Below are 15,798 nucleotides of genomic sequence, written 5' to 3'. Positions count from 1 at the left end.
GCCCGCCCGGCCACATCTAAATGAAAACCATTATCATTAATGTGTGACCACATCATCGCCCCCTGACCTGCTGCCCGTCACCGTGCTGTCCGGCTTCCTCGGCGCGGGTAAGACGACCCTGCTCAACCACATCCTGGCCAACCGGGACGGCCGCCGCGTCGCGGTCATCGTCAACGACATGAGCGAGGTCAATATCGATGCCGCGCTCGTCGCCGGGCATGGACATCTGGATCGCACCGAGGAGAAGCTGGTCGAACTGACCAATGGCTGCATCTGCTGCACCCTGCGCGAGGATCTGATCGAAGCCGTCGGCAGGCTGGCTCGCGAAGGCCGCTTCGATCAGCTGGTCATCGAATCCACCGGTATTTCCGAGCCGATGCCGGTCGCCGCCACCTTCGATTGGGAGTTCGAGGACGGCTTCAAACTCGGCGATATCGCCCGCCTGGACACCATGGTCACGGTCGTCGACGCTTCCACCTTCCTCGCCGAGGTCGCTCGTGGTGAGGCGCTGGCGCAGCGGAATCTGCAAGCGGGCGAGGGAGATGCGCGCACCATCGCCGACTTGCTCGTAGACCAGGTGGAATTCGCCGACGTCCTGCTCGTCAACAAGACCGATCTGGTCAGCGCCAACGCGGCCGGAACCGTGGAGGCCACGGTCCGCCGCCTCAATCCACGCGCCAAGATCCTGCGGACTGAAAAGGGCGCGGTAGATCTCGCGGAAGTCCTCGCCACCGGCCGCTACAACCCGGTCATCGCTGCCGAATCCGACGGCTGGGCCGAGGAACTCGCGGGTGGCCACACCCCCGAAACCGAGGAATACGGCATCCGCAGCCTCACCTACACCGCCGATCGCCCCTTCCACCCCGAACGCCTGGCCGAAGCCCTCGCCCAACTGCGCGGCATGCTCCGCAGCAAGGGCTTCTGCTGGCTTGCCACCCGCCCCGCTCTGGCCGCCGTCTGGTCCCAGGCAGGCCCCAACCTGACCTTCGAACCCGCCGCCTGGTGGACCTCGCTGGAAGTCCCCGCCGGCCAAGAAATCGTCTTCATCGGCGTCAAACTAGACCTCGACCACATCCGTGGACTCCTCGATGCCGCCCTCCTGACCAACGCCGAATTCGCCGCCGGCCCGACGACCTGGTCCACCTACCCCGACCCCTTTCCCACTTGGGGCGACCTACACCAGCACTGAGCGCCCGTCGACGGCCGAAACCCACGCACCGGATCGGGCGTGGGTTTCGAACCGGGTGGGCCGGTCGCGCGGACGCTGCCGAGTTCGGGCGGCATTTGTGGGCTCAGTTGGAGATGCCCGGGGCCCGGCGGGTGTAGGTGGCGTCGGTGAGTTGCTCGAGCATGAACGCCGCGATGTCGGCGCGGGCGATCTTCAGGGAGAGGCCCTTTTCGTCGGCGCCGAAGCCGCGGCGGTAGGCGTCGGTGCGGGGGCCGTCGGTGAAGGCGCTCGGGCGGACGATGGTCCAGTCGAGGTTGCTGGCGTGGACGTATTCTTCCTGCTGGACGTGGTCGGCGAAGGCCTGGCGCAGCAGCATCCCGAACATCACGTACTTCCAGAGGAAGTTGAGGTTGCCCGCGCTGTCGCCGACGCCGAGGGTGGTCTGGCAGATCAGGCGCTTCACGCCGGTACGGTTCATCGCCTCGATTACCGCGCGAGTGCCCGCGGCCCGGATGACGCCCTTGCGGCCCGCGCCGAGCGAGATCAGCACCGCATCCTGACCGACGACGGCCTGTTCGACCGAATTCGTGTCCAGCACATTGCCTTCCACGATATGCAGCCGCTCGTGCCGCTGCTCGATACCGGCCGCGCTGCGTGTGAAGGCGGTGACCTCGTGCCCCTGCGCGAGCGCCTGCTCGACGACCAGACGACCGACGGTGCTGGTGGCTCCGAAGACTGCGATTCGCATTGTTTCTCCTTGTTGAACTTGCGGTGCTCCCGGGCCCTACGTGGTTACGCAGGCTGCCGCCTCCGGGCCTGACGCTCGCACCGCGGGTGTCGAAAGCTGTTGAACTGTTGGTGAATCCAGTACAACAGCGGAGAACGAGACGAACCATGGCCGTGCGTCTCGAAGACATACGAGAGGGTCTCTGCTGGGAAACGGGCAACGGCCCGCGTCCGGAAAACGGATGCGGGCCGTTGCGCTGTGTGCGCTCAGCCGAGCTTGGCGAAGAACTGCCGGATATCGGCGACGATCACCTGCGGTGCCTCATGCGCGGCGTAGTGTCCGGCCGCATCGTTCGGGCCGCCTTGGACGGAGCCGACGTCATAAGAATTCCAGCTGACGATGTTGCTGTGATCGCGCTCGGCGAACCGGCGAATCGACTGGAAATCACCCTTGAACATCGCCAATCCGGTCGGCACCGTGGTCGGTCCGCTCGGCTGCTGCGCGGTGTGCGCATTCTCGTAGTAGAACCGCAGCGACGACCCGGCCGTTCCGGTCAGCCAGTAGATGGCCACATTGCCGATCACGAACTCCTCGTCGAGGCTCTCGCCGAACAATTGCGCATTCCAGCCGAGCAATCCGACCGGCGAATCGGCCAGCGCGAACGCCAGCGTCTGCGGCTGCTGGCTGTGCAAGGCGTTGAAGGCCATCTTGTTCTCGTGGAACCACTGCAGGTGCTGCAGCGCCGCCATATCCTCCTCGGAGAGCCCCTCGAACTCCGATGGATCACCGGACGGGAACGAAAACAGCTGCGTCACATGCACTCCGACGACGCGATCGGAATCCAGCCGTCCGATCTCCGGTGAGACCATCGAGCCACCGTCGTTGCCGATGGCGCCGTAGCGCGCGTAGCCCAGTCGGCCCATCAGCTCCGCCCAGGCCGCGGCAGTGCGGGCGGTGCCCCATCCGGTGCTGCGGGTCGGCCCGGAGAATCCGAATCCTGGCAGCGACGGGATGACCAGGTGGAAGGCGGGCTCATCGGCCGATTCCGGCTCGGTCAGCGGCGCGATGACATCGAGGTATTCGAGCACCGAACCGGGCCAGCCGTGGGTCAGGATCACCGGCAGCGCATCCGGCCGGGAGGACCTGATGTGCAGGAAGTGGATATCTTCGCCGTCGATCTCAGTGGTGAACTGCGGGTAGGAGTTCAGCTTCGCCTCCAGCGCGCGCCAGTCGAAGCGTTCCAGCCAGTACTCGGCGAGATCTCGCACCCGCTGGTTCGGTACGCCGTAGGCGTCGCCGACGCCGGGCAATTCGTTCGGGTAGAGGGCTCGGGACAGCCGGTCGGCCAGGTCGTCGAGCTGAGCCTGCGGGACGTCGATGCGGAAGGGGGTGATGGCGGTCATCTCTACTCCTTGTGAAACGGAATGCTTCGTTCTGTTTGAACAGTATCAGAACGGATCATTCCGTTTCAAGTGCTAATCTGAACTCATGCCGAAGACATCCGATGCCCCAGCTCAGAAGGGTCTGCCCGGCCGAAAGGCGCAGGCCGCCCGCAACGACGGGCTCATCCTCGAGGCCGCCCGCGCGGTCTTCCTCGCCGACGCCAACGCCCCCATCGCCGCCGTCGCCGAGCGAGCCGGAGTGGGTATCAGCGCCCTCTACCGCCGCTACCCGAGCAAAGAGGTGCTGTTGCGCACCCTCTGCCACCAGGGCCTACGCCGCTACAACGCCGAAGCCGATGCCGCACTGGAGGATTCGGACGGCTGGCACGGTCTGATCGGATTCCTGGAACGGGTCGTCGACGCGGATGTGCACTCGTTGACGGTGCATTTGGCGGGCACCTTCACCCCGGACGAGTCGATGCTGCCGGACGTCACGCATTCGGGGGAGGTCACCGAGGAACTGGTCCGGCGGGCGCACGCTTCTGGTCGGCTACGCGCGGATGCCAATGCCAGTGACCTCGGTCTCGTCCTGGAATCGTGCGCGGCCATCGCCATGCCGGACCAGGCCCGAACCACTGAACTGCGCAGACGCGTGCTCGCCATGCTGATCGCGGGGCTCTCGGGAAAAGGTGAACTGCCCGGTCCGCCGCCGGAGGCGGGTGAATTCGCGTGGCGCTGGCAACCGCGCGTATAGCGATCCGCAAGGCCCACGCCGAATTGGTCGAGCGCGGCGTCGAGGTCAGCGAAATCCAGGTGATGTGCGCCAATCCCTGGTCATCAGACGTTCCTGTCGCCGGTGGATGTCCAGGGTGCACCGGGCCGTGCGAGGGGTTGGATGGCGCGGCCGTCGACCCATGCGGTCCAGCCGTTATTGCAGGCGATATGCGCCCAGTCTCCGGCGCGGCCGAGGATCTGGAGTTCGACGCCAGGATCGATGCTGGTGATGGGGCCGAGGCTCGGATCAGGCGCGGCCCATGCGTCCAATCCGCCCTCGGGTACCAGGTGGGTCGGGTACCAGAGGGCGGCAAGGGGTTCGATGGCGCGGCCGTCGACCCATGCGGTCCAGCCGTTATTGCAGGCGATATGCACCCAGTCGCCGGAGCGATCGAGGATCTGGAGTTCGACGCGCGGTTCGATGCGGGCGACGGGCGGCCGGGTCGAGTCGGGAGTGGCCCATGCCGGCATGCCGCTGGCGGGCACCTGGTGCGTCGGATGAAATGCCGGAGTGCTGCCGCGCTCGACCACCGGCACCGCTTCCGTGGGTACGGCAGATGCGTCGAATGCCGGTATGCCACCGGCGAACGGCTTGATCACGGCGGGATCCAGCACATCGCGCACCAGCCTGAGCGCGACTTCGGTTGTGGTCTCCAACAATTCGGCACGCGGATTGCGCGCCGCAAGCTCGCGCCAGCATGCGAACCGGGTCGAGAACGTCGATCGGAACACCGTGAAATAGGCGAGCGCGTCCTGTTTCGTTGCCGCACCGTTCATTACGACAATGCTCCCGGTCGTCAACAGTTGACCGAACGACCGTGCCACCGCGGTCCCGGCATCGGTGAATCGGTAGCAGCCGAGTGCCTCCAGTCGAACAAGGCTCAGCGACGCCAGCCGCGCCAGTCCCTCCGTCATCCGGCCGGCCGCCGCCGCCAGTGAGACCGGTGTGGCGCCCTGGGCGGCGGACAAGGCCCAACGAGTGTCGCCCGCGGCCAGCCCCTTGGCGAGTTGCTCCTCCAGCTCGAGCGCTCGCAGCTCGAGCGGTCCGGCCGCGACGTTTCGACTCAGGACCCCGGCCAGGCGGGCCTCTTGTGCCGCATCGGCGGCGGCGAGCAGTGCGGCGAATGTGATGAGATCGAGGTCGATCGGGGGTGAGGCGAATCCGGGGCCGTAGGAGGTGAGATCGAGCAGTTGGTCGACCAGCATGGTGGCCTGGGTAAGAGATGGCACGACGGTGAAATCGAAGCCGTCGTCGCCGGTCTCGGCCTGCATGACGAAGGTGCCTTCTTCGTCTCCGCACAGCAGCAGCGCCGCTGTCCGGTCGTCCTGCCCGACGCGGTTGGCGGTGACGGCGGCGGTATGAGCGGGATCGGCGGCGATCCGCAGTGCTCCTTTCGCCGGTCCGGTGAGTCGGTCGTCCGCTTCGAGCAGTCCGGTGTCCCGCAGCGCTGCTGCCGGGTCGGACGGTGGGGTCGTCAGCGGCAGCGCGGACCGTGGTCCCGGCTTCAGCCCGGCGATGGATATGGCCGCGGCGAGTTGGTCCGGGTCCAGTCGGAAACGCATCAACATCGTCGACTCCTTCCCGCGTCCGGATCGCCGCGCGAAGGCGGCTCGGTGGGCGTCTCGGGTCGACCGAATCACTTTTATGGTTTCACATGCGGCGATTGCTCAGCAACAGGCCGGGCGGCGGTATCGACCTGCGAAGTTCGGACCGATCACGGCATTGATCGAGTCTGCCGGTTAACCCGACCCCGACGGCGCGCACCAGGCATCCGCGCACGGCCGCGATCTTCGACCGCGCAGGTTGAAGCCGTCCTAGCGCGGGCCGAGGAACAGGGTTTGGGTGCTGCGACCGAGCGGACCCTTCTCGTCGAAGAGCGCCGACTCGGCCAGGCCGATGCCGTGCGGTTGCGGATAGGTGGCGGCGTCCAGGCAGACCCATTCGCCGACCGGCTGTCGGTGCAGAGTGACCGTGAGATCGGTATTGATGAACAGGTATCGGTTCCAATCCAGCACCCGGCTGACACCGTTGCCCGAATCCGCCGCGGCGAGTGTGCGTTCCAGCGGACTGGGCGTGGTACCGGCGACGATCGGATATTTCAGCCGGATCCAGCAGATCGCCGGGCCGGGATCGGCGAAAGACCCGGACACGAAGCGGTAGTCGATGCCGGTGTGAAAACCGACGGGCTGGGTCGACGGAAAGTGAGAGGGCACCGCCTGATCCGGTCCGGGACGGGCGCCGGTCGGCAGGAACTGTTCGGGCAGTTCGAGCTCCGGCTCGGCGAGTTTGAATCGCCAGGCATTCGCCCGCATGACCGGTCCGCGATCTGTGGACAAGGTCGCTTCGATGAGCTCCACACTGCGTCCGGGGCGGGCCACCCGCGCCTCCGCCGTCAGCGGCTCCAGGGGAACCGGACCGAGGATTTCCACCGCGACCCGCCCGACCTGGAATCCGGCCCGTGGCTCGCAGCGCTCGATCGTGTGCCCGAGCAGCGCGGATGGCGGCCCGGCGTGCTGGGCATCGGGTGACCACGGACCGCGGGTCAGTTCGGTCGAGACGAACCGATTCGGGTTCGCCGGATCTGGGGTGTAAAAGGCCTCGGCCACGTCGTTGTCCCGTTCCCCTGGGTTGTTCGTACGGTTAACGATTCTGCTACGACGCTACTCCGCGGCAACGAGCCGCTATCGCTACGCGCGGCCGAAGGCCAGGGCGACATTGTGGCCGCCGAAGCCGAAGGAGTTGTTGAGTGCGAAGTCGATGCGCTGCTCGCGGGGCGCGCCCGCCACGATATCGAGGTCGATCTCCAGGTCCCGATTGTCGAGATTCAATGTGGGCGGGACGATTTGGTCGCGCAGTGTCAGCATGGTGAGGATGGATTCGAGCGCACCGACCGCACCGATCGAATGGCCGAGTGCGGATTTGGGCGCGTAGACCGATGCCTCCGGCGTCACCGCGGTGATGGCGTTGGCTTCCGACGCATCGCCGATCGATGTCGAGGTGGCGTGCGCATTGACGTGCTGAATATCCGAAACCTGCAGTCCGGCAGTGCATATCGCCTTGCGCATAGCGCGCGCGGCACCGATGCCCTCCGGCTCCGATGCGACGATATGATAGGCGTCCGAGGTGATCCCCGCGCCAAGCACCCGGCCGTGAATCTGCGCCCCGCGCGCCCGCGCATGCCGCTCGGACTCCAGCACCAGCAGTGCCCCCGCCTCGCCGAAGACGAACCCGTCGCGATCCCGGTCGAATGGCCGCGATGCCCGCTCCGGCTCGTCATTGCGCGTACTCATCGCCCGCATCATGGCGAAACTCGCGATCGGCACCGCATCGATATGCCCCTCGACGCCACCGGCCAGCACGACATCCGCCTCGCCGGTGGTGATCAGCCGCCAGGCATGCGCGATCGCCTCCGAACCGGAGGAACAGGCCGAGACGGGCGCGAAAACCCCTGCCTTGGCACCGATTTCGAGCCCGACCGTCGCGGCCGGACCATTCGGCATGACCATCGGCACCGACATCGGCGACACCTTCCGGTAGCCGCCGTCGCGCATCGAATCGACGGCATTGATCAGCGCATCGCCGCCGCCGAGCCCGGTGCCGATGACGACCGCGAGCCGCTCACCTTCGACCTCGGGTGCGCCCGCATTGCGCCAGACCTTGCGGCCTAGCACCAGGGCCATCTGCTCGACATAGGAGTGGCGGCGCTGTTCGACGCGGGTGAGCTGATCGCCCGGCCGTGACTTCAACTTGCCGCCGATGCGGACCGGCAGATCGTATTCGGCGACGAAATCGTCGGCGAGCATGCCGATACCGCTGCGCCCGGCGAGCAGCCCGGACCAGGTCGCGTCGATGTCATCGGCGATCGATGTGGTCGCGGCGACCGCGGTGACCACGACGGCCGGGCGAGTTTCTGAAGCGATTGTTACAGTCACGATGTCATGAATACCTGTACCAATCGCTACAGTCAACTTATGGCCCGTCCACTCGACCACGCGAAACGCGCCGACTTGCTGGCCGGCGTCGTCGAATACATCGCTGCCCACGGCCTCGGTGACCTGTCGTTGCGCCCGCTCGCCGCCGAACTCGGCACCAGCTCGCGCATGCTGATCCACTACTTCAACACCAAGGAAGAACTGCTGGTGCAGGCGCTGACGACGCAGCGCCCGGATATAGCCGCGGTCTTCGCGGGGGTCTCCGATGCGGCTTCGCTGCGCGAGCGGCTCGGCGAATTCTGTGCGGTGAATATCGCGGGGGAGGCCACGACGAGTGTGCGGGTGCTGCTGCAGGTGCTGGGGGCGGCGTGTGTGCCGGGTAATCCCTATGGCGAATACGCGAATGCCGCGATCGCGACCTTCATCGGGACGTTGGCGGATGCGCTGCGTCGAATCGAATCCATCGACGATCCGGAAGCCGTTGCCACGCTGTTGGTTTCGGGGCTGCGCGGCATCATTCAGGATCGGTTGATAACCGGTGATGTGGAGCGCACCGACCGGGCGGCGCGCAGGTTGATCGACCAAACCATCCGCTAGACATCATGTTCGGTGCAGCCGGTTTGTTGGTAGAGGTGCTGATGAACCCCTGGTCCAACGACCCCTCGGGCATACGAAAACCCTGTGTCGGCCGCACCTGCGAAGTGCGGCCGACACAGGGTTCTCGGTGAGGTGCGTCAGGCGAGGGCGATCGCGGCGCAGAGTGCGGCGACGGCGATGAACTGCAGGGCCACCCGGCCGTTGATCACGCTGTTCCACTTGTCCTGCAGTGCACGGGCGTCCGACGGAATGACGCCCGAGTGTGCCGCGGCGGTCTGCTGGGTGTTCACCGGCTTCGCGACCCGAACATAGATGCCGAGCCAGGTTACCAGCGCCACGACGGCGATACCCGCCGCGATCGCGGCTGCCGCGTGGCCGCCGATCGCCGCGAGAGCCGTTGCCACAACGGCGGTTACCACACCGCTGATGCCGACGATCGGCATCCGGCGGTCGCCGTAGTAGTGACCCCAGCCCGCCGAGATGGTCACGGTCCGGTCGTCCAGCTTGTCGTACACCGACCGCGTGATCAGTGCGAAGCAGGCATCGGTGCCGTAGACGACGGCGTTCGCGAGGACCGAGATGATGGCGACGACCTGGATGAGTGTGGTGATCATGAGCTGTTCCGTTCTGTTCTTGTAGCGTTGATAGAGAATCTAGCAACGCTAGAACTATTGGTCAAGCGATATCGAGATTCCGCGCTCGGCGCGATCGCCCGTGGCCTTCTCGGGCTTGCGCTGAGGGCTCGGTCGGCGGTGCGGTGGAATCGCTGCGGACCTGGATGATTCGACGCGCGCTCAAATCCTCGGCATTGCGCGCAACGTCTTCGATGTCGCCTGACGACCACAGAGCAGCCCGAGCCAATGCGGACCGATCTGAAAGGTGCCGGGCATTTCCCGGAACTCCTGGAACAGCGCGCGTGCCTCGTCGAGATCGCCGGCCATGGCGCGTGTCATCGGTAGAAAGATCCGGATCAACGGTATCTGCGGCGCATGGCGCATCGCCGCGAATCGTTCGACGGCTTCGGTTTCGGACACATATCCCTGCACCATGTTCATCGGTCTGCGAAACGCGTGGTGCAAACCGAGCAGCGACTCGCCGCCCATCCGGACGGCGAGTTCGAACGCGGCGTTATTACTTTCGTCCGCGGCGGCGAAATCACCGGTCAGTGCGGCGCGGCTGGCATCGAGTCGATGCCGATGCCAGCGGGCGACCGGCAGGCGTCCCCGCTCGGCGACCTGCTCGAGTTCGATGATCGCTCGGTCGACCAGGCCGAGATCGCCGAGTTGGAATGCGGCCGAGGCCTGCCATAGATAGCTCCACAGCCGGGCCAGCGGCTGGCGCGCTCGGGCACCGATCTCGATGGCCTCCTGCTAGCAGTACGATTGTCCTGTATTGAATTTAGTGAGCTGCAGGAGGGGTCGACCCATGCTTCACCATGTTCAGATCGCCGCGCCGGCCGGCTCGGAAGATCGACTGCGTGCGTTTTATGCCGGCGTGCTGGGTTGGTCCGAACTGTCCAAGCCGCCGCAGCTCGCGGTGCGGGGTGGATGCTGGTTCCGGGTGCCGGGGCGCGGCGGTCCGGACGCGGAGCTGCATGTGGGCATCGAGGCGGACTTCCGGCCCGCCCGCAAGGCGCACCCGGCATTTGTGGTGAATGTCGACGCCACGGCCGCGGCAGTCGAGGCGGCCGGGTATCCGGTACGTTGGGCCGACCCGGCAGAAATCCCCGGCCGTCGCCGTTTTCATACCGATGATCCGGTCGGCAATCGCCTCGAGTTCCTCGAAGGGTGATCCGGTCGTGACCGAGGTCGACACCCGCCGTGGCCGAAACATATTGCCACACAGCCAGTCTTGTGCGTGTTGCGCCCTCGCGACTGCACTTTATGTCAAGACCGATGACCTTTTGAAGAGTGCGCCCGATCTGGGTCCGTCGCGTCCGGATGTGGGCTTCACGATGCGGCTGTCGGACGCGGAATTGGTGACTTTGGCGGTAATGCAGACATTGCTCGGCTTCACTTCCCGATGAGTGGCGAGTTGCCGGGAGCGCGCGGGTGCGCGGGCGACGGGTCGAACTCGTCTGCACTGTAGCCAGATTCGTCCTCGGTCCCGATGACACCGTCCGCCTGCTCGCCCATGCCGTGCTGGACCGGCGGGAAATCGGTATCCGGGCGCCGGAACTGATGATCGGACGCCATATCGCGATCGACCTGAATGTGCTGTTGCGCCCGGAAGCGGCGTCGAACTGAAGATCTCCGGCGCGGACCGACGAGGGGTCAGTCCGCGCCGGTGTCCGGGTGAGTGTGTTCGAATAGCCGAAGCATCATGTCCGCCAGCACAATTCGTTCATTTTGACGCAGCGGAGCGAGAATCTCGTCGCGTACCTGTCCCGCCTCCTTGTCGAGGGCTCGCAACAAGTCCCGGCCGGTCCTGGTGATCCGCACCGACATTCGACGACGGTCGGCGGGATCGCGAGTGCGTTCGACCTGACCGGCACTTGCCAATTCGTCGACGATCTTCGCCACGTCGCTCGGATGGATATCGAGCCGAATGCCCAGATCACGCTGCGCATGCGGCCCGAAATCGGCGAGCGCGGCGAGCACGGCCATATGCCACAGCCGAAGCCCGCGCGCCGCAAGCCGATCGGCGAACCGCCCCCGCGCGACCTTGCCCACCCGTGACAGCAGGTAGGTCTCGAGCCCGACCAGGCTCGGCGGAAGTGCATGCGCGGAGTCCATGCGACAAATTATAGGGTAGAACCTACGATAGGTTCGCACCTACTAATTAGGAGACAGCGTGGACGCTCTCTACCCGAGACTGCTCGTCACCCGTTTCGCCGAATGCTTCGACTTCTACAGCGCCGTCCTCCCTGAGCTCATCGGCGCGAAGCTGATCAAGGGCACCGCGGCGGGCCCCTACGCAAACTGGGATGTCGACGACCAAGCAGTACTCGTGCTCTTCGACCGCAGCATGATGGCCGAAGTCGTCGGCACCACCGATCTGCCCGTCACCGCCGCACCCGCGCAAGATGCCGTGATGTTCGTCTGCCGAGTACCCGACGTCGACACGGGCCTCGACCTCTGCCTGCGCAACGGCGCGACCCTGGCAGCCGCCGCGGCCGATCGACCGAACTGGGGTCCGAACCTGCGCACCGGACACCTGCGCGACCCAGCGGGTACCCTGATCGAGCTCCAGTCCTACTGACGGGCGATGAATTCCGTCCGCCAGCACCGTCGGCACTAATACAGGCACACCGATCGGGAGGACCACCATGCAGAAAATCGTCACGAACCTCTGGTACGACACCCAGGCCGAGCAGGCCGCCGAGTTCTACTGTTCGCTGTTCGAGGATTCGAAGATCACCAATGTCGTGCCCTACTCCGAGGTGGGGCCGCGCGAAGCCGGACTGACGATGCTCGTCGATTTCGAACTCAACGGTCAGAAGTTCACCGCCATCAACGGCGGCGGCGATTACCACTACACCCACGCCATGTCGCTGCTGGTGAATTGCGACAGTCAGGACGAGGTCGACCGGCTCTGGACGGCACTGCTCGCCGACGGCGGCCAGCCGATCGAATGTGGTTGGCTCAACGATAAATACGGTATTCCCTGGCAGATCTGGCCTGTTGAAGCCGACACCCTGTTGACGAGTACCAACCGCGAGGCCGCGAACCGCGCCATGCAGGCGATGCTCGGTATGCAGAAGATCGACCTGCAAGGCATGCGGGACGCCTACGAGGGCAAGATCAGCTGATCTGCCAGGAGCCGACCTCGCGGTATCCGGAGTTGTAGATCGCAGAGCTGTCACCCTCGGTGATCTGGTAGTGCTTCATATTTCCGCCCCAATAGCGCAGGATCCGGCCGAGCTCATCGGCGAGATCGGCCGGCGCGGCCACGCCGTCGGGCAGGACATCCAGATCTACCTCCAGGGTGAATTTCACCAGAGAAATGTAGCGTGTATGCCCGTCGTTCAGTCCGACCCCGCGAAGTGCCCCCCGGCCGCATGCAGCCAATGTTACGGTCGAACATGTGAGCGATATAGAGGCGGCAGGGAGCGTGCGGTACACCTATCGGCTCCGGCTCTCTACCACCGCCCGCCGCGCTCTGCTCGCCGAGTGGGACCGGTGCCGATGGGTGTGGAACCAATGTGTTGCCGAATCCAAGCAAGCTCGCAAGAGTGGGGAGGAGATCGGTTCCGCCGCTCTGGACAAGAAGCTCACCGGCTGGCGGGCCGAGCACGACTGGCTGCGGGGCGGGGCGTCGGTGCCGCAGCAGCAGATTATCCGTGACTTCGGCCGCTCTCGAGTCAAGGCGCTGAAGGACATCAAAGACCGTGTCCCCCAACGTCGCCGGGCGAGGATGCCCCGTTTCAAGAAGAAGGATCTCGCTGGCCCGACCCTCAACTACACCCTCCGCGGATTCCGTATCAAGGACGGCTGCCTGCACCTTGCCGGGGGCGTGGCTGTGCGGGTGGTGTGGTCGCGGGAGTTGCCCGCTGCGCCGTCCAGCGTTCGCGTCTATCGCGACACTGTCGGACACTGGTATTGCTCCTTCGTCATCCCCGCACAGGCAGAACGGCCTCCCATGACCGGTCAGGCCATCGGAATTGACTGGGGCGTGAAGGAGATCGCTACTACCACCAGCGACCTCCACGACCTGCCCCACCCCGAGTACGGGAAGAAAGCCGCAGCGAAACTTGGCCGATATCAGCAAATGATGGCGCGGCGGAAACCGCGCTGCGGGCAACCGAGTTCGCGAGGCTACCGGAAGGCGAAACATCAGGCCGCGAAGCTGCACAAAAAGGTGGCGCGGCGGCGGCAGGACACCGCCCGCAAATGGGCGAAAACCGTGATGCGAGAGTTCGATCAGGTCGCGGTGGAAGACTTCAAACCGAAGTTCCTCGCGAAGAGCACGATGGCGCGGAAGGCGGCCGACGCGGCGATAGGCGCGGCGAAGGCAGCGCTGCTCGAGATGGGCCGTAAGCACGGCCGGGATGTGCGGCTGGTGAATCCCGCCTACACGTCGATGGATTGCCGGATGTGTGGGGCGAGAGCCAAGCACCGCCTCCTGCTGTCCGAACGCACCTACCGGTGTGAGAGCTGCGGACACGTGTCCCCGAGGGACAAGAACTCCGCGTTCGTCATGATCAACAGGGCTGGTTTCCACCCTGCTGGTGTTGAGAGCACAAGACCTGCGCGCTCGCCGAGCACGCCGGCAGCTCGAGCCAAGAATCCCCCGACATCAGGTTCAGACGGGGGAGGAATCAACCTGAGGAATCTACCGGCAGCAGCAGCAGTAGCAGTAGCAGCGTGCCCGGTGGAGCGCGGACATGGAAAGGTATCGTCGGGCGGGAAAATTTCACACACCAACGGGGGCTCGCACCAGCGGGCTGAGAGGACGGCTAGCCCATTCGGGCGTTCAGGGCCGTCGACCGTATGAACCTGACCGGGTAATGCCGGCGTAGGGAGGATATTCATGGGCACACCTGTCGATTCCGTGACCACCGGTCCGATCGAAGGCAGCGTCAAGCATTACCAAGAGGTCGATGACCTGCGCATTCCGGTGCGTCGGATCAATCTGACCAATGGCGAGCACTTCGATGTCTACGACACCTCGGGCCCGTACACCGACGACCCGGAGTCCATCGATCTGGAGGCCGGTCTACCGAAGCTGCGCGACGGCTGGACCAAGCCCGAGGTCGACGGTCCGCCGACCCAGCTGGCCTGGGCGCGTCAGGGCATCATCACCGCCGAGATGCGCTTCATCGCCGCGCGCGAGGGCGTCACGCCGGAGTTGGTGCGCGACGAGGTCGCCGCCGGTCGCGCGGTCATCCCGGCCAACCACAAGCATCCGGAGCTGGAGCCGACCATTATCGGCAAAAAGTTCCTGGTGAAGATCAATGCCAATATCGGCAATTCGGCCGTGTCCTCCTCGATCGCGGAGGAGGTGGAGAAGATGGTGTGGGCCACCCGCTGGGGCGCGGACACCATCATGGATCTGTCCACCGGCAAGAACATTCACGAGACGCGCGAATGGATCCTGCGCAACTCGCCCGTCCCGGTCGGCACCGTGCCGATCTATCAGGCGCTGGAGAAGGTGAACGGCGATCCGACCGCGCTCACCTGGGAGATCTACCGCGACACCGTAATCGAGCAGTGCGAGCAGGGCGTCGACTATATGACCGTGCATGCCGGTGTGCTGCTGCGCTACGTGCCGCTGACCGCCAAGCGGGTCACCGGCATCGTCTCGCGTGGCGGATCCATCATGGCCGCATGGTGTCTGGCGCATCATCGGGAGTCGTTCCTGTACACCAACTTCGCCGAACTCTGCGAGATCCTGGCGAAGTACGACGTGACCTTCTCCCTCGGTGACGGCCTGCGTCCCGGCTCCATCGCCGATGCCAATGACGAGGCCCAGTTCGCCGAGCTGCGCACCCTCGGTGAGCTGACCAAGATCGCGAAATCGCATGGCGTGCAGGTCATGATCGAGGGTCCGGGGCATGTGCCGATGCACAAGATCGTGGAGAACGTGCGGTTGGAGGAGGAGCTGTGCGAGGAGGCGCCGTTCTACACCCTCGGCCCGCTCGCCACCGATATCGCACCCGCCTATGACCACATCACCTCGGCCATCGGCGCGGCGATCATCGCCCAGGCGGGCACCGCGATGCTGTGCTACGTCACTCCCAAGGAGCACCTGGGCCTGCCCAACCGCGACGACGTCAAGGTCGGCGTGATCACCTACAAGATCGCCGCGCACGCCGCCGACCTCGCCAAAGGTCATCCGCACGCCCAGGACCGCGATAACGAGCTGTCCAAGGCACGGTTCGAATTCCGCTGGCGCGACCAGTTCGCCCTCTCCCTCGATCCGGATACCGCCCGCGAGTACCACGACGAAACCCTCCCCGCCGAACCCGCCAAGACCGCCCACTTCTGCTCCATGTGCGGACCGAAGTTCTGCTCCATGCGCATCTCCGCCGACGTGCGGGAATACGCCGCGCGCCAGGGGCTCACCGAGACCGAAGCGCTGCAAGCCGGTATGGCGGAGAAGTCCGCCGAATTCGCCGACCACGGCGCACAGGTGTATTTGCCGGTCGTGTCGTGAGTAGCACTCGAGGCGGCCACTGAAATGGCGATAGCCCCGGACCAACGGGTGGTCCGGGGCTTCTCACTGGAAGGTACACGAAGAATCCGCCGCTCAGGAGTGGATTCGCACAAATTGGT

The 15,798-nt window shown here is 65.3% G+C and carries 18 protein-coding genes, 2 pseudogenes and 1 riboswitch; of the genes and pseudogenes, 11 read left to right on the top strand and 9 right to left on the bottom strand.

All coding sequences use genetic code 11. The annotated features are described in order from the left end of the window. The first annotated feature begins 43 nt into the window (after nt 1–43). Entirely contained in the window at nt 44–1,189 is a 1,146-nt protein-coding gene (locus ON44_RS31280) for a GTP-binding protein (protein WP_040696679.1), read from the top strand. A gap of 103 nt (nt 1,190–1,292) precedes the next feature. Here ON44_RS31280 and ON44_RS31275 read toward each other — a convergent pair whose 3' ends face one another. Together ON44_RS31275 and ON44_RS31270 are read right to left on the bottom strand one after the other, a co-directional pair. After that, the gene (locus ON44_RS31275) at nt 1,293–1,916 is read right to left on the bottom strand and encodes an NAD(P)-dependent oxidoreductase (RefSeq protein ID WP_040696676.1); all 624 of its coding nucleotides are present in this window, start codon (nt 1,914–1,916) and stop codon (nt 1,293–1,295) included. A 245-nt stretch (nt 1,917–2,161) separates the two neighbouring features. Further along, entirely contained in the window at nt 2,162–3,298 is a 1,137-nt protein-coding gene (locus ON44_RS31270; RefSeq protein WP_040696674.1) for an epoxide hydrolase family protein, read from the bottom strand. A gap of 85 nt (nt 3,299–3,383) precedes the next feature. On the opposite strand from ON44_RS31270, the gene ON44_RS31265 reads away from it, so the two are divergent. After that, nucleotides 3,384–4,031, top strand: a complete 648-nt coding sequence (locus tag ON44_RS31265) for a TetR/AcrR family transcriptional regulator (protein WP_051182642.1) — start codon at nt 3,384–3,386, stop codon at nt 4,029–4,031. Nucleotides 4,032–4,114: 83 nt separating this feature from the next. Here the strand turns inward: ON44_RS31265 and ON44_RS47165 are convergent, their stop codons facing one another. From ON44_RS47165 to ON44_RS31245, 3 genes are all read right to left on the bottom strand, one after another. Further along, nucleotides 4,115–5,620: an SH3 domain-containing protein gene (locus ON44_RS47165; RefSeq protein WP_051182641.1), complete on the bottom strand. Its 1,506-nt coding sequence runs from the start codon at nt 5,618–5,620 to the stop codon at nt 4,115–4,117. Between the two features lie 246 nt (nt 5,621–5,866). Continuing rightward, nucleotides 5,867–6,658 (bottom strand): thioesterase family protein, encoded by a 792-nt coding sequence (locus tag ON44_RS31250; protein WP_040696673.1) that lies wholly within the window; start codon nt 6,656–6,658, stop codon nt 5,867–5,869. 81 nt (nt 6,659–6,739) lie between these two features. Next, nucleotides 6,740–7,984, bottom strand: coding sequence for a KasA/KasB family beta-ketoacyl-ACP synthase (locus tag ON44_RS31245; protein ID WP_051182640.1), 1,245 nt, complete (start codon nt 7,982–7,984; stop codon nt 6,740–6,742). A 39-nt stretch (nt 7,985–8,023) separates the two neighbouring features. Here ON44_RS31245 and ON44_RS31240 point away from each other — a divergent pair, with 39 nt between their 5' ends. After that, a complete protein-coding gene (locus tag ON44_RS31240) occupies nt 8,024–8,581 on the top strand; it encodes a TetR family transcriptional regulator (RefSeq protein ID WP_040696671.1) in 558 nt (185 codons plus the stop codon). 137 nt (nt 8,582–8,718) lie between these two features. Here ON44_RS31240 and ON44_RS31235 read toward each other — a convergent pair whose 3' ends face one another. Both ON44_RS31235 and ON44_RS31230 read right to left on the bottom strand, forming a co-directional pair. Beyond that, nucleotides 8,719–9,195, bottom strand: coding sequence for a DUF1772 domain-containing protein (locus ON44_RS31235; RefSeq protein WP_040696668.1), 477 nt, complete (start codon nt 9,193–9,195; stop codon nt 8,719–8,721). 180 nt (nt 9,196–9,375) lie between these two features. Beyond that, on the bottom strand, nt 9,376–9,615 hold the full coding sequence (locus ON44_RS31230; protein ID WP_157187363.1) for a hypothetical protein: 240 nt from the start codon (nt 9,613–9,615) through the stop codon (nt 9,376–9,378). Between the two features lie 39 nt (nt 9,616–9,654). Here ON44_RS31230 and ON44_RS31225 point away from each other — a divergent pair, with 39 nt between their 5' ends. The 4 genes and pseudogenes from ON44_RS31225 (at nt 9,655) to ON44_RS31215 (ending at nt 10,827) form a co-directional block, all read left to right on the top strand. Further along, entirely contained in the window at nt 9,655–9,891 is a 237-nt protein-coding gene (locus ON44_RS31225) for a hypothetical protein (RefSeq protein WP_157187362.1), read from the top strand. A 115-nt stretch (nt 9,892–10,006) separates the two neighbouring features. After that, nucleotides 10,007–10,372 (top strand): VOC family protein, encoded by a 366-nt coding sequence (locus ON44_RS31220; protein ID WP_040696662.1) that lies wholly within the window; start codon nt 10,007–10,009, stop codon nt 10,370–10,372. A 43-nt stretch (nt 10,373–10,415) separates the two neighbouring features. Next, nucleotides 10,416–10,601: pseudogene (locus ON44_RS54420) on the top strand (hypothetical protein); the annotation flags it as partial. A gap of 31 nt (nt 10,602–10,632) precedes the next feature. Then, nucleotides 10,633–10,827 carry a hypothetical protein gene (locus tag ON44_RS31215; protein WP_040696661.1) on the top strand — a complete coding sequence of 65 codons (195 nt, stop codon included), beginning with the start codon at nt 10,633–10,635 and terminating at the stop codon, nt 10,825–10,827. A gap of 27 nt (nt 10,828–10,854) precedes the next feature. Here ON44_RS31215 and ON44_RS31210 read toward each other — a convergent pair whose 3' ends face one another. Continuing rightward, on the bottom strand, nt 10,855–11,316 hold the full coding sequence (locus ON44_RS31210; protein ID WP_040696659.1) for a MarR family winged helix-turn-helix transcriptional regulator: 462 nt from the start codon (nt 11,314–11,316) through the stop codon (nt 10,855–10,857). Nucleotides 11,317–11,374: 58 nt separating this feature from the next. On the opposite strand from ON44_RS31210, the gene ON44_RS31205 reads away from it, so the two are divergent. Continuing rightward, the gene (locus ON44_RS31205; RefSeq protein ID WP_040696658.1) at nt 11,375–11,782 is read left to right on the top strand and encodes a VOC family protein; all 408 of its coding nucleotides are present in this window, start codon (nt 11,375–11,377) and stop codon (nt 11,780–11,782) included. A gap of 67 nt (nt 11,783–11,849) precedes the next feature. Then, complete coding sequence (locus tag ON44_RS31200) at nt 11,850–12,332, top strand: VOC family protein (RefSeq protein ID WP_040696656.1); 483 nt, start codon at nt 11,850–11,852, stop codon at nt 12,330–12,332. Here ON44_RS31200 and ON44_RS31195 read toward each other — a convergent pair. Continuing rightward, nucleotides 12,325–12,519 (bottom strand): hypothetical protein, encoded by a 195-nt coding sequence (locus ON44_RS31195; protein WP_040696654.1) that lies wholly within the window; start codon nt 12,517–12,519, stop codon nt 12,325–12,327. The two genes, ON44_RS31200 and ON44_RS31195, sit on opposite strands and share 8 nt — an antisense overlap. Nucleotides 12,520–12,607: 88 nt before the next feature. On the opposite strand from ON44_RS31195, the pseudogene ON44_RS54150 reads away from it, so the two are divergent. Both ON44_RS54150 and thiC read left to right on the top strand, forming a co-directional pair. Next, nucleotides 12,608–13,714: pseudogene (locus ON44_RS54150) on the top strand (RNA-guided endonuclease InsQ/TnpB family protein); the annotation flags it as partial. Between the two features lie 222 nt (nt 13,715–13,936). Continuing rightward, a riboswitch (TPP riboswitch) is annotated at nt 13,937–14,062 on the top strand. After that, nucleotides 14,054–15,679, top strand: a complete 1,626-nt coding sequence (thiC, locus tag ON44_RS31185; protein ID WP_040696652.1) for a phosphomethylpyrimidine synthase ThiC — start codon at nt 14,054–14,056, stop codon at nt 15,677–15,679. It overlaps the preceding riboswitch by 9 nt. Nucleotides 15,680–15,798: the final 119 nt, after the last annotated feature.

It is taken from the genome of Nocardia vinacea NBRC 16497, assembly GCF_000308835.1.
In the GTDB taxonomy this organism is placed as follows: domain Bacteria; phylum Actinomycetota; class Actinomycetes; order Mycobacteriales; family Mycobacteriaceae; genus Nocardia; species Nocardia vinacea.
The sequence above is the reverse complement of the archived record's forward strand: the minus strand, read 5'-3'. Positions and strand labels throughout refer to the sequence as shown.

Bases quoted from the DNA above. Each gene is read 5' to 3' on its own strand.
- ON44_RS31275 (WP_040696676.1), bottom strand. From the start codon at position 1,916: ATGCGAATCGCAGTCTTCGGAGCCACCAGCACCGTCGGTCGTCTGGTC.
- ON44_RS31270 (WP_040696674.1), bottom strand. From the start codon at position 3,298: ATGACCGCCATCACCCCCTTCCGCATCGACGTCCCGCAGGCTCAGCTC.
- ON44_RS31200 (WP_040696656.1), top strand. From the start codon at position 11,850: ATGCAGAAAATCGTCACGAACCTCTGGTACGACACCCAGGCCGAGCAG.
- ON44_RS31210 (WP_040696659.1), bottom strand. From the start codon at position 11,316: ATGGACTCCGCGCATGCACTTCCGCCGAGCCTGGTCGGGCTCGAGACC.
- ON44_RS31235 (WP_040696668.1), bottom strand. From the start codon at position 9,195: ATGATCACCACACTCATCCAGGTCGTCGCCATCATCTCGGTCCTCGCG.
- thiC (WP_040696652.1), top strand. From the start codon at position 14,054: ATGGGCACACCTGTCGATTCCGTGACCACCGGTCCGATCGAAGGCAGC.
- ON44_RS31220 (WP_040696662.1), top strand. From the start codon at position 10,007: ATGCTTCACCATGTTCAGATCGCCGCGCCGGCCGGCTCGGAAGATCGA.
- ON44_RS31265 (WP_051182642.1), top strand. From the start codon at position 3,384: ATGCCGAAGACATCCGATGCCCCAGCTCAGAAGGGTCTGCCCGGCCGA.
- ON44_RS47165 (WP_051182641.1), bottom strand. From the start codon at position 5,620: ATGTTGATGCGTTTCCGACTGGACCCGGACCAACTCGCCGCGGCCATA.
- ON44_RS31240 (WP_040696671.1), top strand. From the start codon at position 8,024: ATGGCCCGTCCACTCGACCACGCGAAACGCGCCGACTTGCTGGCCGGC.